Source organism: Pseudomonas sp. FW305-E2 (genome assembly GCF_058782925.1).
The window spans coordinates 116,010-130,901 of sequence record NZ_JBYSYE010000007.1 but is presented as its reverse complement, the minus strand read 5'-3'; the positions used below and the strand labels follow the sequence as shown (position 1 = coordinate 130,901).

The following is a 14,892-nucleotide window of genomic DNA, read 5'->3' as shown; positions in this document are numbered from 1 at the left end:
AGGGGCGCTTCGCACCCCATTCGCGACACAAGGCCGCTCCCACAAAAAGCCGAGCAGTTGTCAGGCCAACGGCCGGCTATGGGGAAACAGCAGGTCGATAAAGCGCTCGGCCGTGGGCTGCGGTTCATGGTTGGCCAGGCCAGCACGTTCGTTGGCCTCGATGATCACGTACTCCGGCTGCCCGGCATCGCGCACCATGAAGTCCAGCCCAACCACCGGAATTTCCAGTGCCCGTGCCGCCCGCACGGCAGCATCGGCCAGCACCGGGTGCAGGCGTTCGGTGACATCTTCCAGGGTGCCGCCGGTGTGCAGGTTGGCCGTGCGCCGCACGGCCAGGCGCTGGCCGGTCGGCAACACGTCGTCATAGCCAACGCCCGCTGCGCGCAAGGTGCGCTCGGTTTCGTCGTCCAGCGGAATGCGGCTTTCGCCACCGGTGGCGGCCTGGCGGCGACGGCTCTGGGCTTCGATCAACTGGCGCACACTGTGCTTACCGTCGCCCAGCACCTGCGCTGGGTGGCGGATGGCCGCGGCCACCACCTCGTAGCCGATCACCACGATGCGCAGGTCGAACCCGGCATGGAAGCTTTCCAGCAGCACGCGGCTGTCGAACTGGCGGGCATGCGCCACGGCACGGGTGATGTCGTCGATGCAGGTCAGGTTCACCGCCACGCCCTGGCCTTGCTCGCCATCGACCGGCTTGACCACCACCGCGCCATGCTCTTCGAGAAACGCCAGGTTGTCATCGGCATTGCCCGCCAGCTGTTGTGCGGGCACCTGCAGCCCAGCGTTGTGCAGGGCGTGCTGGGTCAGGCGTTTGTCCTGGCACAGGGTCATGGTCACGGCACTGGTCAGGTCGCTGAGCGATTCCCGGCAGCGAATGCGCCGTCCGCCCAGGCTCAGGGTGAACAGGCCGCCAGCGGCGTCATCGACCTGTACTTCGATGCCCCGGCGTAGCGCCTCGTCGACGATGATGCGAGCGTAGGGGTTGAGGTCGGCTTGCGGGCCAGGCCCGAGGAACAGTTGCTCGTTGATACCGTTCTTGCGCTTGACTGCGAAGGTGGGCAGGTTGCGAAAACCCAGTTTCTGGTAAAGGCGCTTGGCCTGGCGGTTGTCGTGCAGCACCGACAGGTCCAGGTAGGCCAGGCCACGGCTCATGAAGTGTTCGATCAGGTGGCGCACCAGCACTTCACCCACGCCGGGGCGGGTGCAGTGTGGGTCCACCGCCAGGCACCACAGGCTGCTGCCATGCTCGGGGTCATCGAACGCCTTGGTGTGGTTCAGGCCCATGACGCTGCCGATAATCGCGCCGCTGTCTTCGTCCTCTGCCAGCCAGTACACCGGGCCACCCAAGTGCCGGGGGGTAAGCAGCGCGGCGTCGACGGGGAGCATCCCGCGCGCCTGGTACAGCGTGTTGATCGCCTGCCAGTCGGCGGGGTTCTGTGCCCGGCGCACGCGGAAGCCGCGAAATACCCGCTGCGCCGGGCGGTAGTCGGTGAACCACAGGCGCAGGGTGTCGGACGGGTCGAGGAACAGCTGCTGGGGGGCCTGGGCCAGCACCTGCTGCGGTGCGGCCACGTACAGGGCGATGTCGCGTTCGCCCGGGTGCTCGTCGAGCAGATCCTCGGCCAGGGAAGCCGGGTCGGGGTAGGTGTGGCCTATCAACAGCCGGCCCCAGCCGCAGTGCACGGCACGCGGCTGGTCGTGGGGCTGGCTGCCGTCGCCGGCCAGGCGCGCTTGCAGGCGCTCGTAGGACGGCGCTTGGCCGCGCAGCAGGCGCTGACCATAAGCGATTTCATGGGCTTTCATCGGTCAGATTCCTTGTTCGCTCAGCCACAGGTTCAGCGCCGCCAGTTGCCACAGCTTGGAACCGCGCAATGGCGTCAGCTGGCCGTGTGGGTTGCTCAGCAGGCGGTCGAGCATGGCCGGGTTGAACAACCCTCGGTCCTGGCTGGGGTCGGTCAACAGTTCGCGTACCCAGCCCAAGGTGGCACCTTCCAGATGCTTCAGGCCCGGTACCGGGAAGTAACCCTTCTTGCGGTCAATCACCTCATGCGGGATCACCCGTCGCGCTGCCTGCTTGAGCACCTGCTTGCCGCCGTCGGGCAGCTTGAAGCGTGCGGGAATGCGTGCCGACAGTTCCACCAGGCGGTAATCAAGGAACGGCGTACGCGCCTCCAGGCCCCAGGCCATGGTCATGTTGTCCACCCGCTTGACCGGGTCGTCGACCAGCATCACGGTGCTGTCCAGGCGCAGCGCCTTGTCCACGGCAGCCGGTGCGCCGGGGCGCGCGAAGTGTTCGCGCACGAAGTCGCCGGCAGCGTCGGTTTCCAGCAGCCAGGGCGCCTGCACGGTTTCGCGGTATTCGGCATGGCTGCGGTCGAAGAAGGCGTCACGGTAGGCCGCATAGGCATCGTCGGCGCCGTCCACCTGCGGGTACCAGTGGTAACCGGCGAACAGCTCATCGGCACCCTGGCCGCTCTGTACGCCTTTGCAGTGTTTGGCCACTTCCCGCGACAGCAGGTAGAACGCGATGCAGTCGTGGCTGACCATCGGCTCGCTCATGGCGCGGAAGGCGGCCGGCAGTTGGTCGATGATTTCGTGTTCGGCAATGCGCAACTGGTGGTGACGGGTGCCGTAGTGTTTGGCGATCAGGTCCGAATACTGGAACTCGTCGCCACGCTCGCCGCCGGCATCTTCAAAGCCGATGGAGAAGGTCGACAGGTCGTCAACGCCCACTTCGCGCAGCAAGCCGACCAGCAGGCTGGAATCGACACCGCCGGACAGCAACACACCCACATCGACGGCTGCCCGCTGGCGGATGGCTACGGCGTCGCGGGTGGCGTCGAGTACGCGGGTGGTCCAGCCTTCCAGATCAAGTTCACGCTCGTCGGGGTGGGGGCCGTACTTCAGCTGCCACCAGGTCTGGCGTTCCACTTCGCCATGGCGGTCGATGCGCATCCAGGTGCCGGGCTCCAGCTTCTGCACGTTGGCCAGCAGGGTGCGCGGTGCCGGTACCACGGCGTGGAAGTTCAGGTAGTGGTTGAGGGCCACGGGGTCGAGCATCGGGTCGATGTCGCCGCCCTTGAGCAGTGCCGGCAGGGTCGAGGCAAAGCGCAGGCGCTCGCCGTTGCGCGACAGGTACAGGGGTTTGACGCCCAGGCGGTCGCGGGCCAGGAACAGGCGCTGGTTGTCGCGCTCCCAGATGGCCAGGGCAAACATGCCGTTGAGCTTGGGCAGCAGCGCCGCGCCCCAGGCGTGGTAGCCCTTGAGCAGCACCTCAGTGTCGCCGTCGGACCAGAAGCTGTAGCCCAGCGCCTGCAATTCCTCGCGCAGTTCGGGGAAGTTGTAGATGGCACCGTTGAAGGCCAGCGACAGGCCCAGCGTATTGTCGACCATCGGCTGCGCCGAGCCGTCGGACAGGTCCATGATCTTCAACCGCCGGTGGCCAAGGGCAATCGGCCCCTGGCTATGGAAGCCCCAGGCATCCGGGCCACGCGGGGCCAGGTGATGGGTAATGCGCTCTACCGCAGCCAGGTCGGCTGGGCGAGGGGCTTGGTCGATGGGGGTGAAACGTAACTCTCCTGCTAATCCGCACATAAGTCCTTACCGGTTTTTCCGTTGGGGAGGTGATGCCCCGGATTAGGGCACCTTAAGGAACTGACCTATGTGCTTTTCGAGAGTTTTAGAATGTTTGGTTATATGTGGACGGGCAGGCAACCCGATGCAATCATTTCCCCCGGATCAACCGGCGCAATCCAAACCGGTTCGGATGACACGCCTGCGCCACTGCCCGCGGCAATGGCAGCGGTTCGCCACATACCCAGGCCGCCACCAGCTCGCCGCTCAAGGGCGCTGTTATCAACCCGCGTGAGCCATGCCCGCTGTTCACATACAACCCGCCCAGCCAAGGGCAGGGCACATCCGGTACTTGCCGCGCATCCCGGCCCAGTACTGCATAGGCTTCGGCAAACGCCTGCGCGTCGGCGATGGGCCCGACGATCGGCAGGTAATCCGGGCTGGTGCAACGGAACGCAGCACGTCCCTGCAATTGCTCGGGGTCCAGTTCAGCCACAGCCAGCCGTTGCGCCAGATCGACGGAAATTTCGTCCAGCAGCGCCAGGTTGCCCTGGTGCTCGGCCACCGTCGGTGCAAGGTCTTCGCTATGGAAGTCAAAACTGGCGCCCAGTGTATGTTCACCCTCGCGTGGCGGTGCCACATAGCCTTCCGCGCACACCACGGTGCGCAGTGCCTGGCTGCTGGCGGTGGCCGGCAAGCGGGTGATCTGCCCACGGATGCGCTTGAGTGGTAACTGCGCGCAAGGTTCGAAGCGCAGCACATCCGCCGCACCGGCCAGGACCACCACTGGAGCGCGGGCTAACAGCTGGTCGCCAGCCCAGGCTTGCCAATGCTCATCCACTTTGCGCAGTTCGAGCACGTCCTGGTGGGTCACCACGCGAATACCAGGGTGCTGCAACTGCTGTTGGCACAGCGCTGGCGGGTGCACCCAGCCACCTTCGGGGTAGAACAACCCGCCGCCAGGCAACGCCACGCCGGCGATGGCTTCGGCCTCGGCGCGCGCCAGGCAGTGCAGCAAGCCGGGGTCGAAGGCGGCAGCCAGCTTGCCCTGGCGTTCGGCCTCCTTGCTGTCGAAGGCCAGTTGCAGCACCCCGCAGGCATCCCAGTCACGGCCACGCTGCAAGCGCTGCAGCTGACGCCGGGTGTAGCCGAACCCGGACAGGATCATCTGCGAGAGCGCGGTGCCATGGGCAGACAGCTTGAGGTACAGCACCCCTTGCGGGTTGCCCGAAGCCTCCTGGGCGGGGGCTTCGTGGCGCTCCAGCACGGTAACCTGCCAGCCGCGCCGGGCCAGGCTGGCGGCGCTGCTGCTGCCGGCAAGTCCGGCACCGATCACCAGCGCCTCGCGCGGCCCCTGTGTCACCGCGGGGCGCGCGTACCAAGGCGCGCATGGGCCGGACAGGGGGCCGACGTAGGCGCCGCTCATCACCTCCCACTTCTTGCCGATGCCTGGCACCTTCTTCATGGCGAAGCCGGCTTCCACCAGGCTGCGGCGTACCCAGCCGGTGGTGGTGAAGGTGCCCAGCACCGTGCCCGGATGCGATAGCCGCGCCAGTTGCGCAAACAGCTCCGGGGTCCACATGTCGGGGTTCTTGGCGGGGGCGAAGCCGTCGAGGAACCACACATCGATCTGCGCATCGAGTTGCGGCAGCTGTTCCAGCACATCGCCTATCAACAGGGTCAGGGTGACCCTGCCACCGGCGAAGGTGAACTGCTGAAAACCCGGGTGCACCGCCACGTATTGCTCCAGCAGTGGCTCGGTATAGGCGGCCAGTTCAGGCCACAGGCGCACTGCGCGGGCCATGTCGGCCTGGTCGAGGGGGTACTTCTCGACGCTGACGAAGTGCAGGCGCGCGTCGCTGTGTGCGTGCTGGTCGAACAGCTGCCAGGCGCAGAAAAAATTCATGCCGGTGCCAAAACCGGTTTCGCCGATCACCGTGCAGGCATGCGGCGCCAGGTGGGCAAAACGTTCGGCCAGGCGGGTCTGGCCGAGGAACACGTGCTTGGTTTCTTCGATGCCTTCGTTGACTGCGAAATAGACGTCGTCATAGTGCCGCGAATGGGGGCGGCCCTGGTCGTCCCAGTCGATCTGGGCGTGCTGGAGGAGGGTGGGCATGGTGGGCTCGGTTGCAGCGGATGGCGGGATTTTATGCCATCCGGCTGAGCTGTGGGAGCGCGTTCATTGGTGAAGAGGCCCGCACAGCCCGAAATGAAATCCGCTAGTCTTGTTTATCCATTGAAGGAGCCAGTGCATGTTCGAATCTGCCGAAATCGGCCACAGCATCGACAAGGAGGCTTACGACGCCGAGGTACCCGCTTTACGCGAGGCCCTGCTCGAAGCCCAGTACGAACTCAAGCAGCAGGCGCGGTTTCCGGTGATCGTGCTGATCAACGGCATTGAAGGCGCCGGCAAGGGTGAGACGGTAAAACTGCTCAACGAGTGGATGGACCCGCGCATGATCGATGTGCTCACCTTCGACCAGCAGACCGACGAAGAGCTGGCCCGCCCCCCCGCCTGGCGCTATTGGCGGGCCTTGCCACCCAAGGGGCGGATGGGTGTGTTCTTTGGCAACTGGTACAGCCAGATGCTGCAGGGACGGGTGCACGGGGTGTTCAAGGATGCCGTGCTCGATCAGGCCATTACCGGTGCCGAGCGCCTGGAGGAGATGCTGTGCGATGAAGGTGCGCTGATCATCAAGTTCTGGTTCCACCTGTCCAAGAAGCAGATGAAGGCACGGCTGAAATCGCTCAAGGACGACCCGCTGCACAGCTGGAAGATCAGCCCGCTGGATTGGCAGCAGTCGCAAACCTACGACCGCTTCGTGCGCTTTGGTGAGCGCGTGCTGCGTCGCACCAGCCGCGACTACGCGCCATGGCACATCATCGAAGGGGTAGACCCGAATTACCGCAGCCTGGCGGTGGGGCGCATTCTGCTGGAAAGCCTGCAAGCCGCGCTGGCCAATAATCCCAAGGGCAAGCACCAGGGCAACGTGGCCCCGCTGGGCCACAGCATCGACGACCGCAGCCTGCTGGGCGCCCTGGACATGACCTTGCGCCTGGACAAGGCCGACTATCAGGAACAGTTGATCACCGAACAGGCCCGTCTGGCCGGCCTGCTGCGTGACAAGCGCATGCGCCGGCACGCCCTGGTGGCGGTGTTCGAAGGTAACGACGCCGCCGGCAAGGGGGGCGCCATCCGCCGCGTGGCGGCAGCGCTGGACCCGCGGCAGTACCGTATCGTGCCGATTGCCGCGCCGACCGAAGAAGAGCGCGCCCAGCCGTACCTGTGGCGGTTCTGGCGGCACATCCCGGCACGGGGCAAGTTCACCATCTTCGACCGTTCCTGGTATGGCCGGGTGCTGGTGGAGCGGGTGGAAGGCTTCTGCAGCCCCGCTGACTGGATGCGTGCCTACAGCGAGATCAACGACTTTGAAGAGCAGTTGGTGGATGCCGGCGTGGTGGTGGTCAAGTTCTGGCTGGCGATCGACCAGCAGACCCAACTGGAGCGCTTCGAAGAGCGTGAGCAAATTCCGTTCAAACGCTACAAGATCACCGAGGATGACTGGCGCAACCGCGACAAGTGGGACGAATACTCCCAGGCGGTGGGCGACATGGTCGACCGCACCAGCAGCGAGATTGCCCCTTGGACGCTGGTGGAGGCCAATGACAAGCGCTGGGCGCGGGTGAAGGTGGTGCGCACCATCAATCAAGCGCTGGAAGCGGCGTTTGCCAAGCACAAAAAATAGCCGACGGTGATGTTGCCTGTTCTGGCCCTTTCGCGGGTGAACCCGCTCCTACAGGGGTACGCGATCCCTTGTAGGAGCGGGTTTACCCGCGAAAGGGCCAGAACAGGCAACACCTCCCCCCAGCCATGCCCCAAAAGAATGACCTGATGAATTCTTTTCTCGGCACTCTCCACCGTCCCCGTCCTCCAACCCCGTAGAATTCAACAACCCCCACCACGGGCTTGATCGAGGATTTTATGCACACCACTTCTGGCCGCTGGGGCTATGGGCTGTTCCTGGCACTTCTGACGGCGCTGCTCTGGGGCATCTTGCCGATCAAGCTCAAGCAGGTATTGCAAGTGGTCGACCCGATCACTGTCACCTGGTACCGCCTGCTGGTCTCCGGCAGCCTGCTGTTCGCCTGGCTGGCGGCTCAGCGGCGTTTGCCGTCCATGCGTAAACTGGCGCCCAAGGGCAAGGGCCTGGTGCTGGTGGCCGTGCTCGGCCTGATGGGCAACTACGTGCTCTACCTGATCGGTCTCAAACTGCTTAGCCCAGGCACCGCACAACTGGTGGTACAGATCGGCCCGGTGCTGTTGCTGGTGGCCAGCGTGTTCGTGTTCCGCGAGCGCTTCAGTGTGGGGCAGGGCGTGGGCCTGTTGGTGCTGCTGGCAGGGTTTGGCCTGTTCTTCAACCAGCGCCTGGAAGAGCTGCTGACTTCGCTGGGTACCTACACCACCGGCGTGTTGACCATTTTGCTGGCGACCAGCATCTGGGTGTTCTACGCCCTGAGCCAGAAGCAGTTGCTGACCGTGTGGCACTCGCAGCAGGTGATGATGGTGATCTACCTCAGCTGCGCTGCGTTGCTGACACCTTGGGTGCACCCGCTGGAGGCCTTGCAACTGACCCCTGTGCAAGGCTGGCTGCTGCTGGCCTGTTGCCTGAATACCCTGGTGGCATACGGCGCGTTTGCCGAAGCACTGGCGCACTGGGAGGCCTCACGGGTAAGTGCCACGCTGGCGCTTACCCCGCTGGTAACCTTCGTTGCGGTGGCGCTGGCGGCGTTGGTTTGGCCTGAGTATGTGCATGCCGAGGACATCAATGCCCTGGGCTATTTGGGGGCGGTCACGGTGGTGTTCGGTTCGGCGCTGGTGGCGCTTGGGCCGTCGCTGGTGGCGGGTTGGCGGGCCCGCCGGGCGCGGTTGGCCTAGTGTGGTGTTTCACAAATAACGACCATAACGCGCGGCGAGTTATTGGCCGTATTTGCAAAACACCACACTAGGTCTGTCGATTGCCTGTACCGGCCCTTTCGCGGGTGAACCCGCTCCTACCATGGATGGCCGCTCGTCGTAGGCGCGGGTTCACCCGCGAAAGGGCCGGTACAGGCTACAGAGCAGTCAGCCCTTGCCGCCCGGCGCCAGCATGTTCTCCGGCCGCACCCACTGGTCGAACTGCTCATTGGTCAGGTACTTCAACGCCAAGGCCGCCTCGCGCAAGGTCGTGCCCTCGCTGTAAGCCTTCTTGGCAATTTCCGCCGCCTTGTCATAGCCAATATGCGGGTTCAGCGCCGTCACCAGCATCAACCCGCGCTCCAGGTGCGCGGCCATCTGCTCGGCATCCGGCTCGATACCCGCCACGCAATGCTGCTGGAAGTTGCGGCAACCATCGGCCAGCAACTCGATGGATTGCAGCAGGTTATGGATGATCACCGGCTTGAACACATTCAGCTGCAAGTGCCCCTGGCTGGCGGCAAAGCCGATGGCCGCGTCATTGCCCAGCACCTGGCAGGCCAGCATCGACAGCGCCTCGCACTGGGTGGGGTTGACCTTGCCCGGCATGATCGAGCTGCCGGGCTCGTTGGCCGGCAGGCGCACCTCGGCCAGGCCGGCGCGCGGGCCGGAACCCAGCAGGCGCAGGTCGTTGGCAATTTTCATCAAGGCCACGGCCAGGGTTTTCAGGGCGCCCGCCAGGCTGGTCAGCGGTTCGTGGCCGGCGAGGGCGGCGAACTTGTTCGGCGCGGTGATGAACGGCAGGCCGGACAGCGCCGCCAGCTCGGCAGCGATGGCCTCGGCAAACCCCTGCGGGGCGTTCAGCCCGGTACCCACGGCAGTGCCGCCTTGGGCCAGTTCGCACACCGCCGGCAGGGTAGCGCGGATGGCGCGCTGGGCGTAATCGAGCTGGGCGACGAAGGCCGACACTTCCTGGCCGAAGGTAATCGGCGTGGCGTCCATCATGTGTGTGCGACCGGTTTTCACCAGCTGGTGGTGACGCATCGACAGCTCGGCCAGCCCTGAAGACAGTTCGGTGACGGCCGGCAACAGCTTTTCCTGCACCGCCTGGGCTGCCGCAATGTGCATGGCGGTGGGGAAGCAGTCGTTGGAGCTCTGCGAGCGGTTGACGTGGTCATTGGGGTGCACCGGCGCCTTGCCGCCACGGCCTTTGCCGGCCAGTTCGTTGGCGCGTCCGGCAATCACCTCGTTGACGTTCATGTTGCTCTGGGTGCCACTGCCCGTCTGCCAGACGACGAGCGGGAACTGATCGTCGTGCTGGCCAGCCAGCACTTCATCGGCAGCCTGTTCGATCAGCCGAGCGATATCGGCCGGCAGGTCGCCATTGCGGTCGTTGACGCGCGCCGCGGCCTTCTTGATCAGTGCCAGGGCGTGCAACACCGCGAGGGGCATGCGTTCCTTGCCAATGGCGAAGTTGATCAGCGAACGCTGGGTCTGCGCACCCCAGTAGGCGTTCTCCGGAACTTCGACCGGGCCCAGGCTGTCTGTCTCGATACGGCTCATTCTGTACTCACTCCTGTGTAGTTCGAAATCGCAGTTTAGGCCCTGATTCGACCGAGCGGTTCCGTCGCTCGTCGTGCCACTTGAGCACATCGCCACCACGGCGCAGAATGCTCTACTCTGAGGTGCCCGCCTCCCTCTCTTTGAAGGAAATGCAATGACCCGTCTCCGTGTCCTTTGTGCCGCCGTTGCCCTGGTTTGCGCCAGCGGCCAGGTACTCGCTGCCACCGCCAGCCACAACGCTGCTGCCGAGAAATTCCTGACCCTGGCCAACGCCGACAAGCTGGGCACCCCGGTGTACATGCAAGTGCAGCAGATGTTCGCCCAGCGTTTCGCCCAGACCAAGGCCCCGGCCGCCAAGCAGCCGGTGCTGGAAAGCTACCAGGCTAAGGCCAATGCCGCGCTGGACAACGCCATCGGCTGGAACAAGCTGAAGCCGAAGATGGTCGACCTGTACACCCGGACCTTTACCGAGCAGGAGCTGAAGGACCTGGTCAAGTTCTACGAATCGCCGCTGGGCAAGAAAGTGCTACGTGAAATGCCCAAGGTCACCCAGCAGTCGGCACAGCTGACCCAGCAGAGCCTGGAGCCCGCAGTACCGGTGGTGAACAAGCTGCTGGAAGACATGACCAAAGAGCTGGACCCGAACGCAGGCAAGGCCGCCGCCCCAGCGAAGAAGTGAGTACGCAGCAATGACCATGCAACAACGTATCGAACAGCAACTGGCCGCGCTGGCGCCGCAACACCTGGAAGTGCTCAACGAAAGTCACATGCACAGTCGTGGTCAGGAGACCCACTACAAGGCCGTGATCGTCAGCGAGCAGTTCGCCGGGTTGAACAGCGTCAAGCGCCACCAGAAGGTGTACGCCACCATGGGTGAGCTGATGGGCGAGATCCACGCCCTGGCCATCCACACCTACACCGCCGAAGAGTGGGCCAAGGTCGGCGTTGCACCGGCCTCGCCCGTGTGTGCGGGCGGCGGGCACTGAAACCTTTCTGTTGTTCTGGTAGAATCCTGCAAAATCCGGGGGCCGCTTTGCGGCCCTTTCGCGACACAAGGCCGCTCCCACAAAAACCGCACTAGCCATCAGGTTACGCGGTCCCCTGTGGGAGCGGCCTTGTGTCGCGAAAGGGGCGCAAAGCGCCCCCATGCTTTTCTATACCGTCAAACCCGGTCCGCCCCTTACGAGGGCAGCCACCTGGAGATTCCGTTACATGTCTCAAGCCATCGTCGTCGCGGCGCTGTACAAGTTCGTCACCCTGGAAGACTACGTCGAGCTGCGCGAGCCGCTGCTCAAGACCATGCTCGACAACAACGTCAAAGGCACCCTGCTGCTGGCCCAGGAGGGCATCAACGGCACCGTGTCGGGCACCCGCGAAGGCATTGATGGCCTGCTGGCCTGGCTGCGCAGCGACCAGCGCCTGGTCGATGTCGACCATAAAGAGTCGTACTGCGACGAACAGCCGTTCTACCGCACCAAGGTCAAGCTCAAGAAAGAGATCGTCACCCTCGGCGTGCCGGGCGTAGACCCCAACCAGGCCGTTGGCACCTATGTCGAGCCCAAGGACTGGAACGCCCTGATCAGCGACCCGGAAGTGCTGTTGATCGACACCCGCAACGACTACGAAGTGGCCATCGGTACGTTCAAGGGCGCCATCGACCCGAAGACCGAAACGTTCCGTGAGTTCCCGGAGTACATCAAGGCCAATTTCGACCCGAGCAAGCACAAGAAGGTCGCCATGTTCTGCACCGGCGGCATCCGTTGCGAAAAGGCCTCCAGCTACATGCTCGGTGAAGGCTTCGAGTCGGTCTATCATCTTAAGGGCGGCATCCTGAAATACTTCGAGGAAGTGCCTCAGGAAGAAAGCCTGTGGGACGGCGACTGCTTCGTCTTCGACAACCGGGTTACGGTGCGCCATGACCTGAGCGAAGGCGAGTACGACCAGTGCCACGCCTGCCGCCATCCGATCAATGCAGAGGAGCGCGCGTCCGAGCACTATTCGCCAGGTGTCAGCTGCCCGCATTGCTGGGACAGCCTGAGCGAGAAGACCCGGCGCAGTGCCATCGACCGGCAGAAGCAGATCGAGCTGGCCAAGGCCCGCAACCTGCCGCACCCGATCGGTTACAACTACAAAGCCGAGGCTTGAAGCATGTCTGCACGCCTGATCTATGTGATGGACCCGATGTGCTCCTGGTGCTGGGGGTTTGCGCCAGTGGCCGCGGCCCTGATCGCCCAGGCGCGTGAGGCAGGCGTGCCTGCCCGCTTGGTAACGGGCGGGCTGCGTACGGGCGGCAGCGCCCTGGACAGCTCCACTCGCAAGTACATCCTGGAACACTGGCAGGCGGTGGCTGATGCTACCGGCCAGCCGTTCCGCTTCGAGGGGGCCATGCCTGACGGCTTCGTCTACGACACCGAGCCGGCCTGTCGCGCCCTGGTCGCGGCACGCGAGCTGGATGCCGAGCGCGTCTGGCCGCTGCTGGCGTTGATCCAGCGTTCGTTCTACGAGCAGGGTACCGATGTGACCACCGCGCCGCAGCTGGTCGAGCTGGCCTCCCAGAGTGGCTTCGACCGTGCCGCGTTCGCCGAAACCTTCGCCCGTGCCGATACCCGCGCCGCCACCGCGGCCGACTTCGCCTGGGCCCAGGATCTGGGTATTGCCGGTTTCCCGACCTTGCTGGCCGAGCGCAATGGCCAACTGGCTTTGCTGACCAACGGCTACCAGCCGCTGGAGCGCCTGCAACCCTTGCTCGGCCGCTGGCTGCAGCAGGCCGCCTGTGCTTGATGTACCAGGGTCACCCGACCCGGTACCGGGCAAGCCATACACTGCGGGCGATCGACTGAGCTGGGCGGAAATCCGCCGCCTGGCCCTGCATCACAAGAAAAACCTCTGGTCCGCCAACCTCATTGCGTTACTGGCGGCGTGTTGCAGTGTGCCCATTCCGCTGCTGCTGCCGCTGTTGGTGGACGAAGTACTGCTCGGCCATGGTGATGCCGCGCTGAAGTGGATGAACCACCTGCTGCCGTCCAACTGGCAGGTAGCAGCAGGCTACATCGGCCTGATGCTGGCGCTCACCCTGTGCCTGCGCCTGGCTGCGCTGGCCTTCAACGTGATCCAGTCCAAGCTGTTCGCCGGGCTGGCCAAGGACATCGTATACCGCCTGCGCATCCGCCTGATCGAGCGCCTCAAACGTATTTCGCTGAAAGAATACGAAAGTTTGGGCAGCGGTACGGTGACCACCCACCTGGTCACCGACCTGGACACCCTCGACAAGTTCGTTGGCGAAACCCTCAGCCGCTTCCTGGTGGCCATGCTGACACTGACCGGCACGGCGGCCATCCTGATCTGGATGCACTGGCAGCTGGCCTTGCTGATCTTGCTGTTCAACCCGCTGGTGATCTACTTCACCGTGCAGTTGGGCAAGCGGGTCAAACACCTGAAAAAGCTCGAAAACGACAGCACCGCGCGCTTTACCCAGGCGCTGGCGGAAACCCTCGATGCCATCCAGGAAATCCGCGCTGGCAACCGCCAGGGCTACTTCCTTGGCCGCCTTGGCCTGCGTGCCCGCGAGGTGCGCGATTACGCCGTGGACTCGCAATGGAAAAGCGATGCCAGTGGCCGTGCCAGCGGCTTGCTGTTCCAGTTCGGCATCGACATCTTCCGCGCGGCGGCCATGCTGACCGTGCTGTTTTCTGACCTGTCGATCGGCCAGATGCTGGCGGTGTTCAGCTACCTGTGGTTCATGATCGGTCCGGTGGAGCAACTGCTTAATCTGCAATATGCCTACTACGCCGCCGGCGGTGCGCTGAGTCGCCTCAACGAGCTGCTGGCGCGTGCCGACGAGCCGCAATACCCGGCCGCCAGCGACCCGTTCGCCGGCCGCGAAACGGTGGGCATTGACGTGCGCGACCTGCGCTTTGCCTATGCCGACGAGCCGGTGCTCGACCACCTCGACCTGTCGATCGCCGCGGGTGAGAAGGTGGCGATTGTCGGTGCCAGCGGCGGCGGCAAGAGCACGCTGGTGCAGCTACTGCTGGGCCTATACAGCGCCCAGGCCGGGACCATCCGCTTTGGCGGGGCCAGCCTGCAGGAAATCGGCCTGGAAACCCTGCGCGAGAACGTCGCGGTGGTGTTGCAGCACCCGTCGCTGTTCAACGACAGCGTGCGTGCCAACCTGACCATGGGCCGCGACTGCAGCGATGATGCGTGCTGGCAGGCGCTGCGCATCGCTCAGCTGGATGCCACCATCGCCGCCTTGCCGCAAGGCCTGGACAGTGTGGTGGGGCGTTCAGGCGTGCGCTTGTCCGGTGGCCAGCGCCAGCGCCTGGCCATTGCCCGCATGGTACTGGCTGAGCCCAAGGTAGTGATCCTCGACGAGGCCACCTCAGCCCTGGATGCCGCCACCGAGTACAACCTGCATCAGGCCTTGGCGTGCTTCCTCAGCGGCCGCACCACGCTGATCATCGCCCATCGGTTGTCGGCGGTGAAACAGGCCGACCGGGTGCTGGTGTTCGATGGCGGGCACGTGGCCGAAGACGGCGACCATCAGCAGCTGATTGCCGAGGGTGGGTTATACGCCAAGCTTTACGGGCATCTGCAGCAGAGCTGATTATCTGGCTGCCTTCACCGGGCTTGTGGGAGCAACTGTCTTGCTCAATTTCTAAAAGCTGGTGCGATCCCTGTGGGAGCGGGCTTGCCCGCGAACACGGGCGAAGCCCGTGCCATCCACCGCGGTGTCTTCTTCGCGGGTAAACCCGCTCCTACAATGGCCAGCGCATACGCTGTACAAATTCCCCGATTCC

11 protein-coding genes are annotated in these 14,892 nt (G+C 64.4%); 7 read left to right on the top strand and 4 right to left on the bottom strand.

The genetic code is table 11. The features are described 5' to 3' along the window. Positions 1 to 60 precede the first annotated feature (60 nt). From ngg to mnmC, 3 genes are all read right to left on the bottom strand, one after another. The gene (gene ngg / locus AC3WLP_RS09265; protein WP_088513599.1) at positions 61 to 1,806 is read right to left on the bottom strand and encodes an N-acetylglutaminylglutamine synthetase; all 1,746 of its coding nucleotides are present in this window, start codon (positions 1,804 to 1,806) and stop codon (positions 61 to 63) included. Between the two features lie 3 nt (positions 1,807 to 1,809). Next, the gene (locus AC3WLP_RS09260) at positions 1,810 to 3,597 is read right to left on the bottom strand and encodes an N-acetylglutaminylglutamine amidotransferase (protein ID WP_088513600.1); all 1,788 of its coding nucleotides are present in this window, start codon (positions 3,595 to 3,597) and stop codon (positions 1,810 to 1,812) included. Positions 3,598 to 3,727: 130 nt separating this feature from the next. Then, a complete protein-coding gene (mnmC, locus tag AC3WLP_RS09255; protein ID WP_088513601.1) occupies positions 3,728 to 5,692 on the bottom strand; it encodes a bifunctional tRNA (5-methylaminomethyl-2-thiouridine)(34)-methyltransferase MnmC2/FAD-dependent 5-carboxymethylaminomethyl-2-thiouridine(34) oxidoreductase MnmC1 in 1,965 nt (654 codons plus the stop codon). A gap of 136 nt (positions 5,693 to 5,828) precedes the next feature. On the opposite strand from mnmC, the gene pap reads away from it, so the two are divergent. Together pap and AC3WLP_RS09245 are read left to right on the top strand one after the other, a co-directional pair. Beyond that, positions 5,829 to 7,322 (top strand): polyphosphate:AMP phosphotransferase, encoded by a 1,494-nt coding sequence (gene pap / locus AC3WLP_RS09250; RefSeq protein ID WP_014754195.1) that lies wholly within the window; start codon positions 5,829 to 5,831, stop codon positions 7,320 to 7,322. 236 nt (positions 7,323 to 7,558) lie between these two features. Then, positions 7,559 to 8,512: a DMT family transporter gene (locus tag AC3WLP_RS09245; RefSeq protein ID WP_088513602.1), complete on the top strand. Its 954-nt coding sequence runs from the start codon at positions 7,559 to 7,561 to the stop codon at positions 8,510 to 8,512. A 186-nt stretch (positions 8,513 to 8,698) separates the two neighbouring features. Here AC3WLP_RS09245 and AC3WLP_RS09240 read toward each other — a convergent pair whose 3' ends face one another. Further along, positions 8,699 to 10,093, bottom strand: a complete 1,395-nt coding sequence (locus AC3WLP_RS09240) for a class II fumarate hydratase (RefSeq protein ID WP_012053394.1) — start codon at positions 10,091 to 10,093, stop codon at positions 8,699 to 8,701. Positions 10,094 to 10,247: 154 nt separating this feature from the next. Between AC3WLP_RS09240 and AC3WLP_RS09235 the strand changes: the two genes are divergently transcribed. The 5 genes from AC3WLP_RS09235 (at position 10,248) to AC3WLP_RS09215 (ending at position 14,699) form a co-directional block, all read left to right on the top strand. Next, entirely contained in the window at positions 10,248 to 10,772 is a 525-nt protein-coding gene (locus AC3WLP_RS09235; RefSeq protein WP_010952796.1) for a DUF2059 domain-containing protein, read from the top strand. 10 nt (positions 10,773 to 10,782) lie between these two features. Next, positions 10,783 to 11,079 carry a BolA family protein gene (locus tag AC3WLP_RS09230; RefSeq protein ID WP_010952797.1) on the top strand — a complete coding sequence of 99 codons (297 nt, stop codon included), beginning with the start codon at positions 10,783 to 10,785 and terminating at the stop codon, positions 11,077 to 11,079. 226 nt (positions 11,080 to 11,305) lie between these two features. Next, positions 11,306 to 12,238: an oxygen-dependent tRNA uridine(34) hydroxylase TrhO gene (trhO, locus tag AC3WLP_RS09225; protein ID WP_088513603.1), complete on the top strand. Its 933-nt coding sequence runs from the start codon at positions 11,306 to 11,308 to the stop codon at positions 12,236 to 12,238. A gap of 3 nt (positions 12,239 to 12,241) precedes the next feature. After that, on the top strand, positions 12,242 to 12,874 hold the full coding sequence (locus AC3WLP_RS09220; protein WP_003252648.1) for a DsbA family protein: 633 nt from the start codon (positions 12,242 to 12,244) through the stop codon (positions 12,872 to 12,874). After that, on the top strand, positions 12,867 to 14,699 hold the full coding sequence (locus AC3WLP_RS09215; RefSeq protein WP_003252650.1) for an ABC transporter ATP-binding protein: 1,833 nt from the start codon (positions 12,867 to 12,869) through the stop codon (positions 14,697 to 14,699). Before AC3WLP_RS09220 ends, AC3WLP_RS09215 begins: the two co-directional genes overlap by 8 nt. Positions 14,700 to 14,892: the final 193 nt, after the last annotated feature.

Coding starts and splice junctions, on each gene's coding strand:
- AC3WLP_RS09230 (WP_010952797.1), top strand. CDS start 10,783: ATGACCATGCAACAACGTATCGAACAGCAACTGGCCGCGCTGGCGCCG.
- mnmC (WP_088513601.1), bottom strand. CDS start 5,692: ATGCCCACCCTCCTCCAGCACGCCCAGATCGACTGGGACGACCAGGGC.
- AC3WLP_RS09235 (WP_010952796.1), top strand. CDS start 10,248: ATGACCCGTCTCCGTGTCCTTTGTGCCGCCGTTGCCCTGGTTTGCGCC.
- ngg (WP_088513599.1), bottom strand. CDS start 1,806: ATGAAAGCCCATGAAATCGCTTATGGTCAGCGCCTGCTGCGCGGCCAA.
- trhO (WP_088513603.1), top strand. CDS start 11,306: ATGTCTCAAGCCATCGTCGTCGCGGCGCTGTACAAGTTCGTCACCCTG.
- AC3WLP_RS09245 (WP_088513602.1), top strand. CDS start 7,559: ATGCACACCACTTCTGGCCGCTGGGGCTATGGGCTGTTCCTGGCACTT.
- AC3WLP_RS09240 (WP_012053394.1), bottom strand. CDS start 10,093: ATGAGCCGTATCGAGACAGACAGCCTGGGCCCGGTCGAAGTTCCGGAG.
- pap (WP_014754195.1), top strand. CDS start 5,829: ATGTTCGAATCTGCCGAAATCGGCCACAGCATCGACAAGGAGGCTTAC.
- AC3WLP_RS09260 (WP_088513600.1), bottom strand. CDS start 3,597: ATGTGCGGATTAGCAGGAGAGTTACGTTTCACCCCCATCGACCAAGCC.
- AC3WLP_RS09220 (WP_003252648.1), top strand. CDS start 12,242: ATGTCTGCACGCCTGATCTATGTGATGGACCCGATGTGCTCCTGGTGC.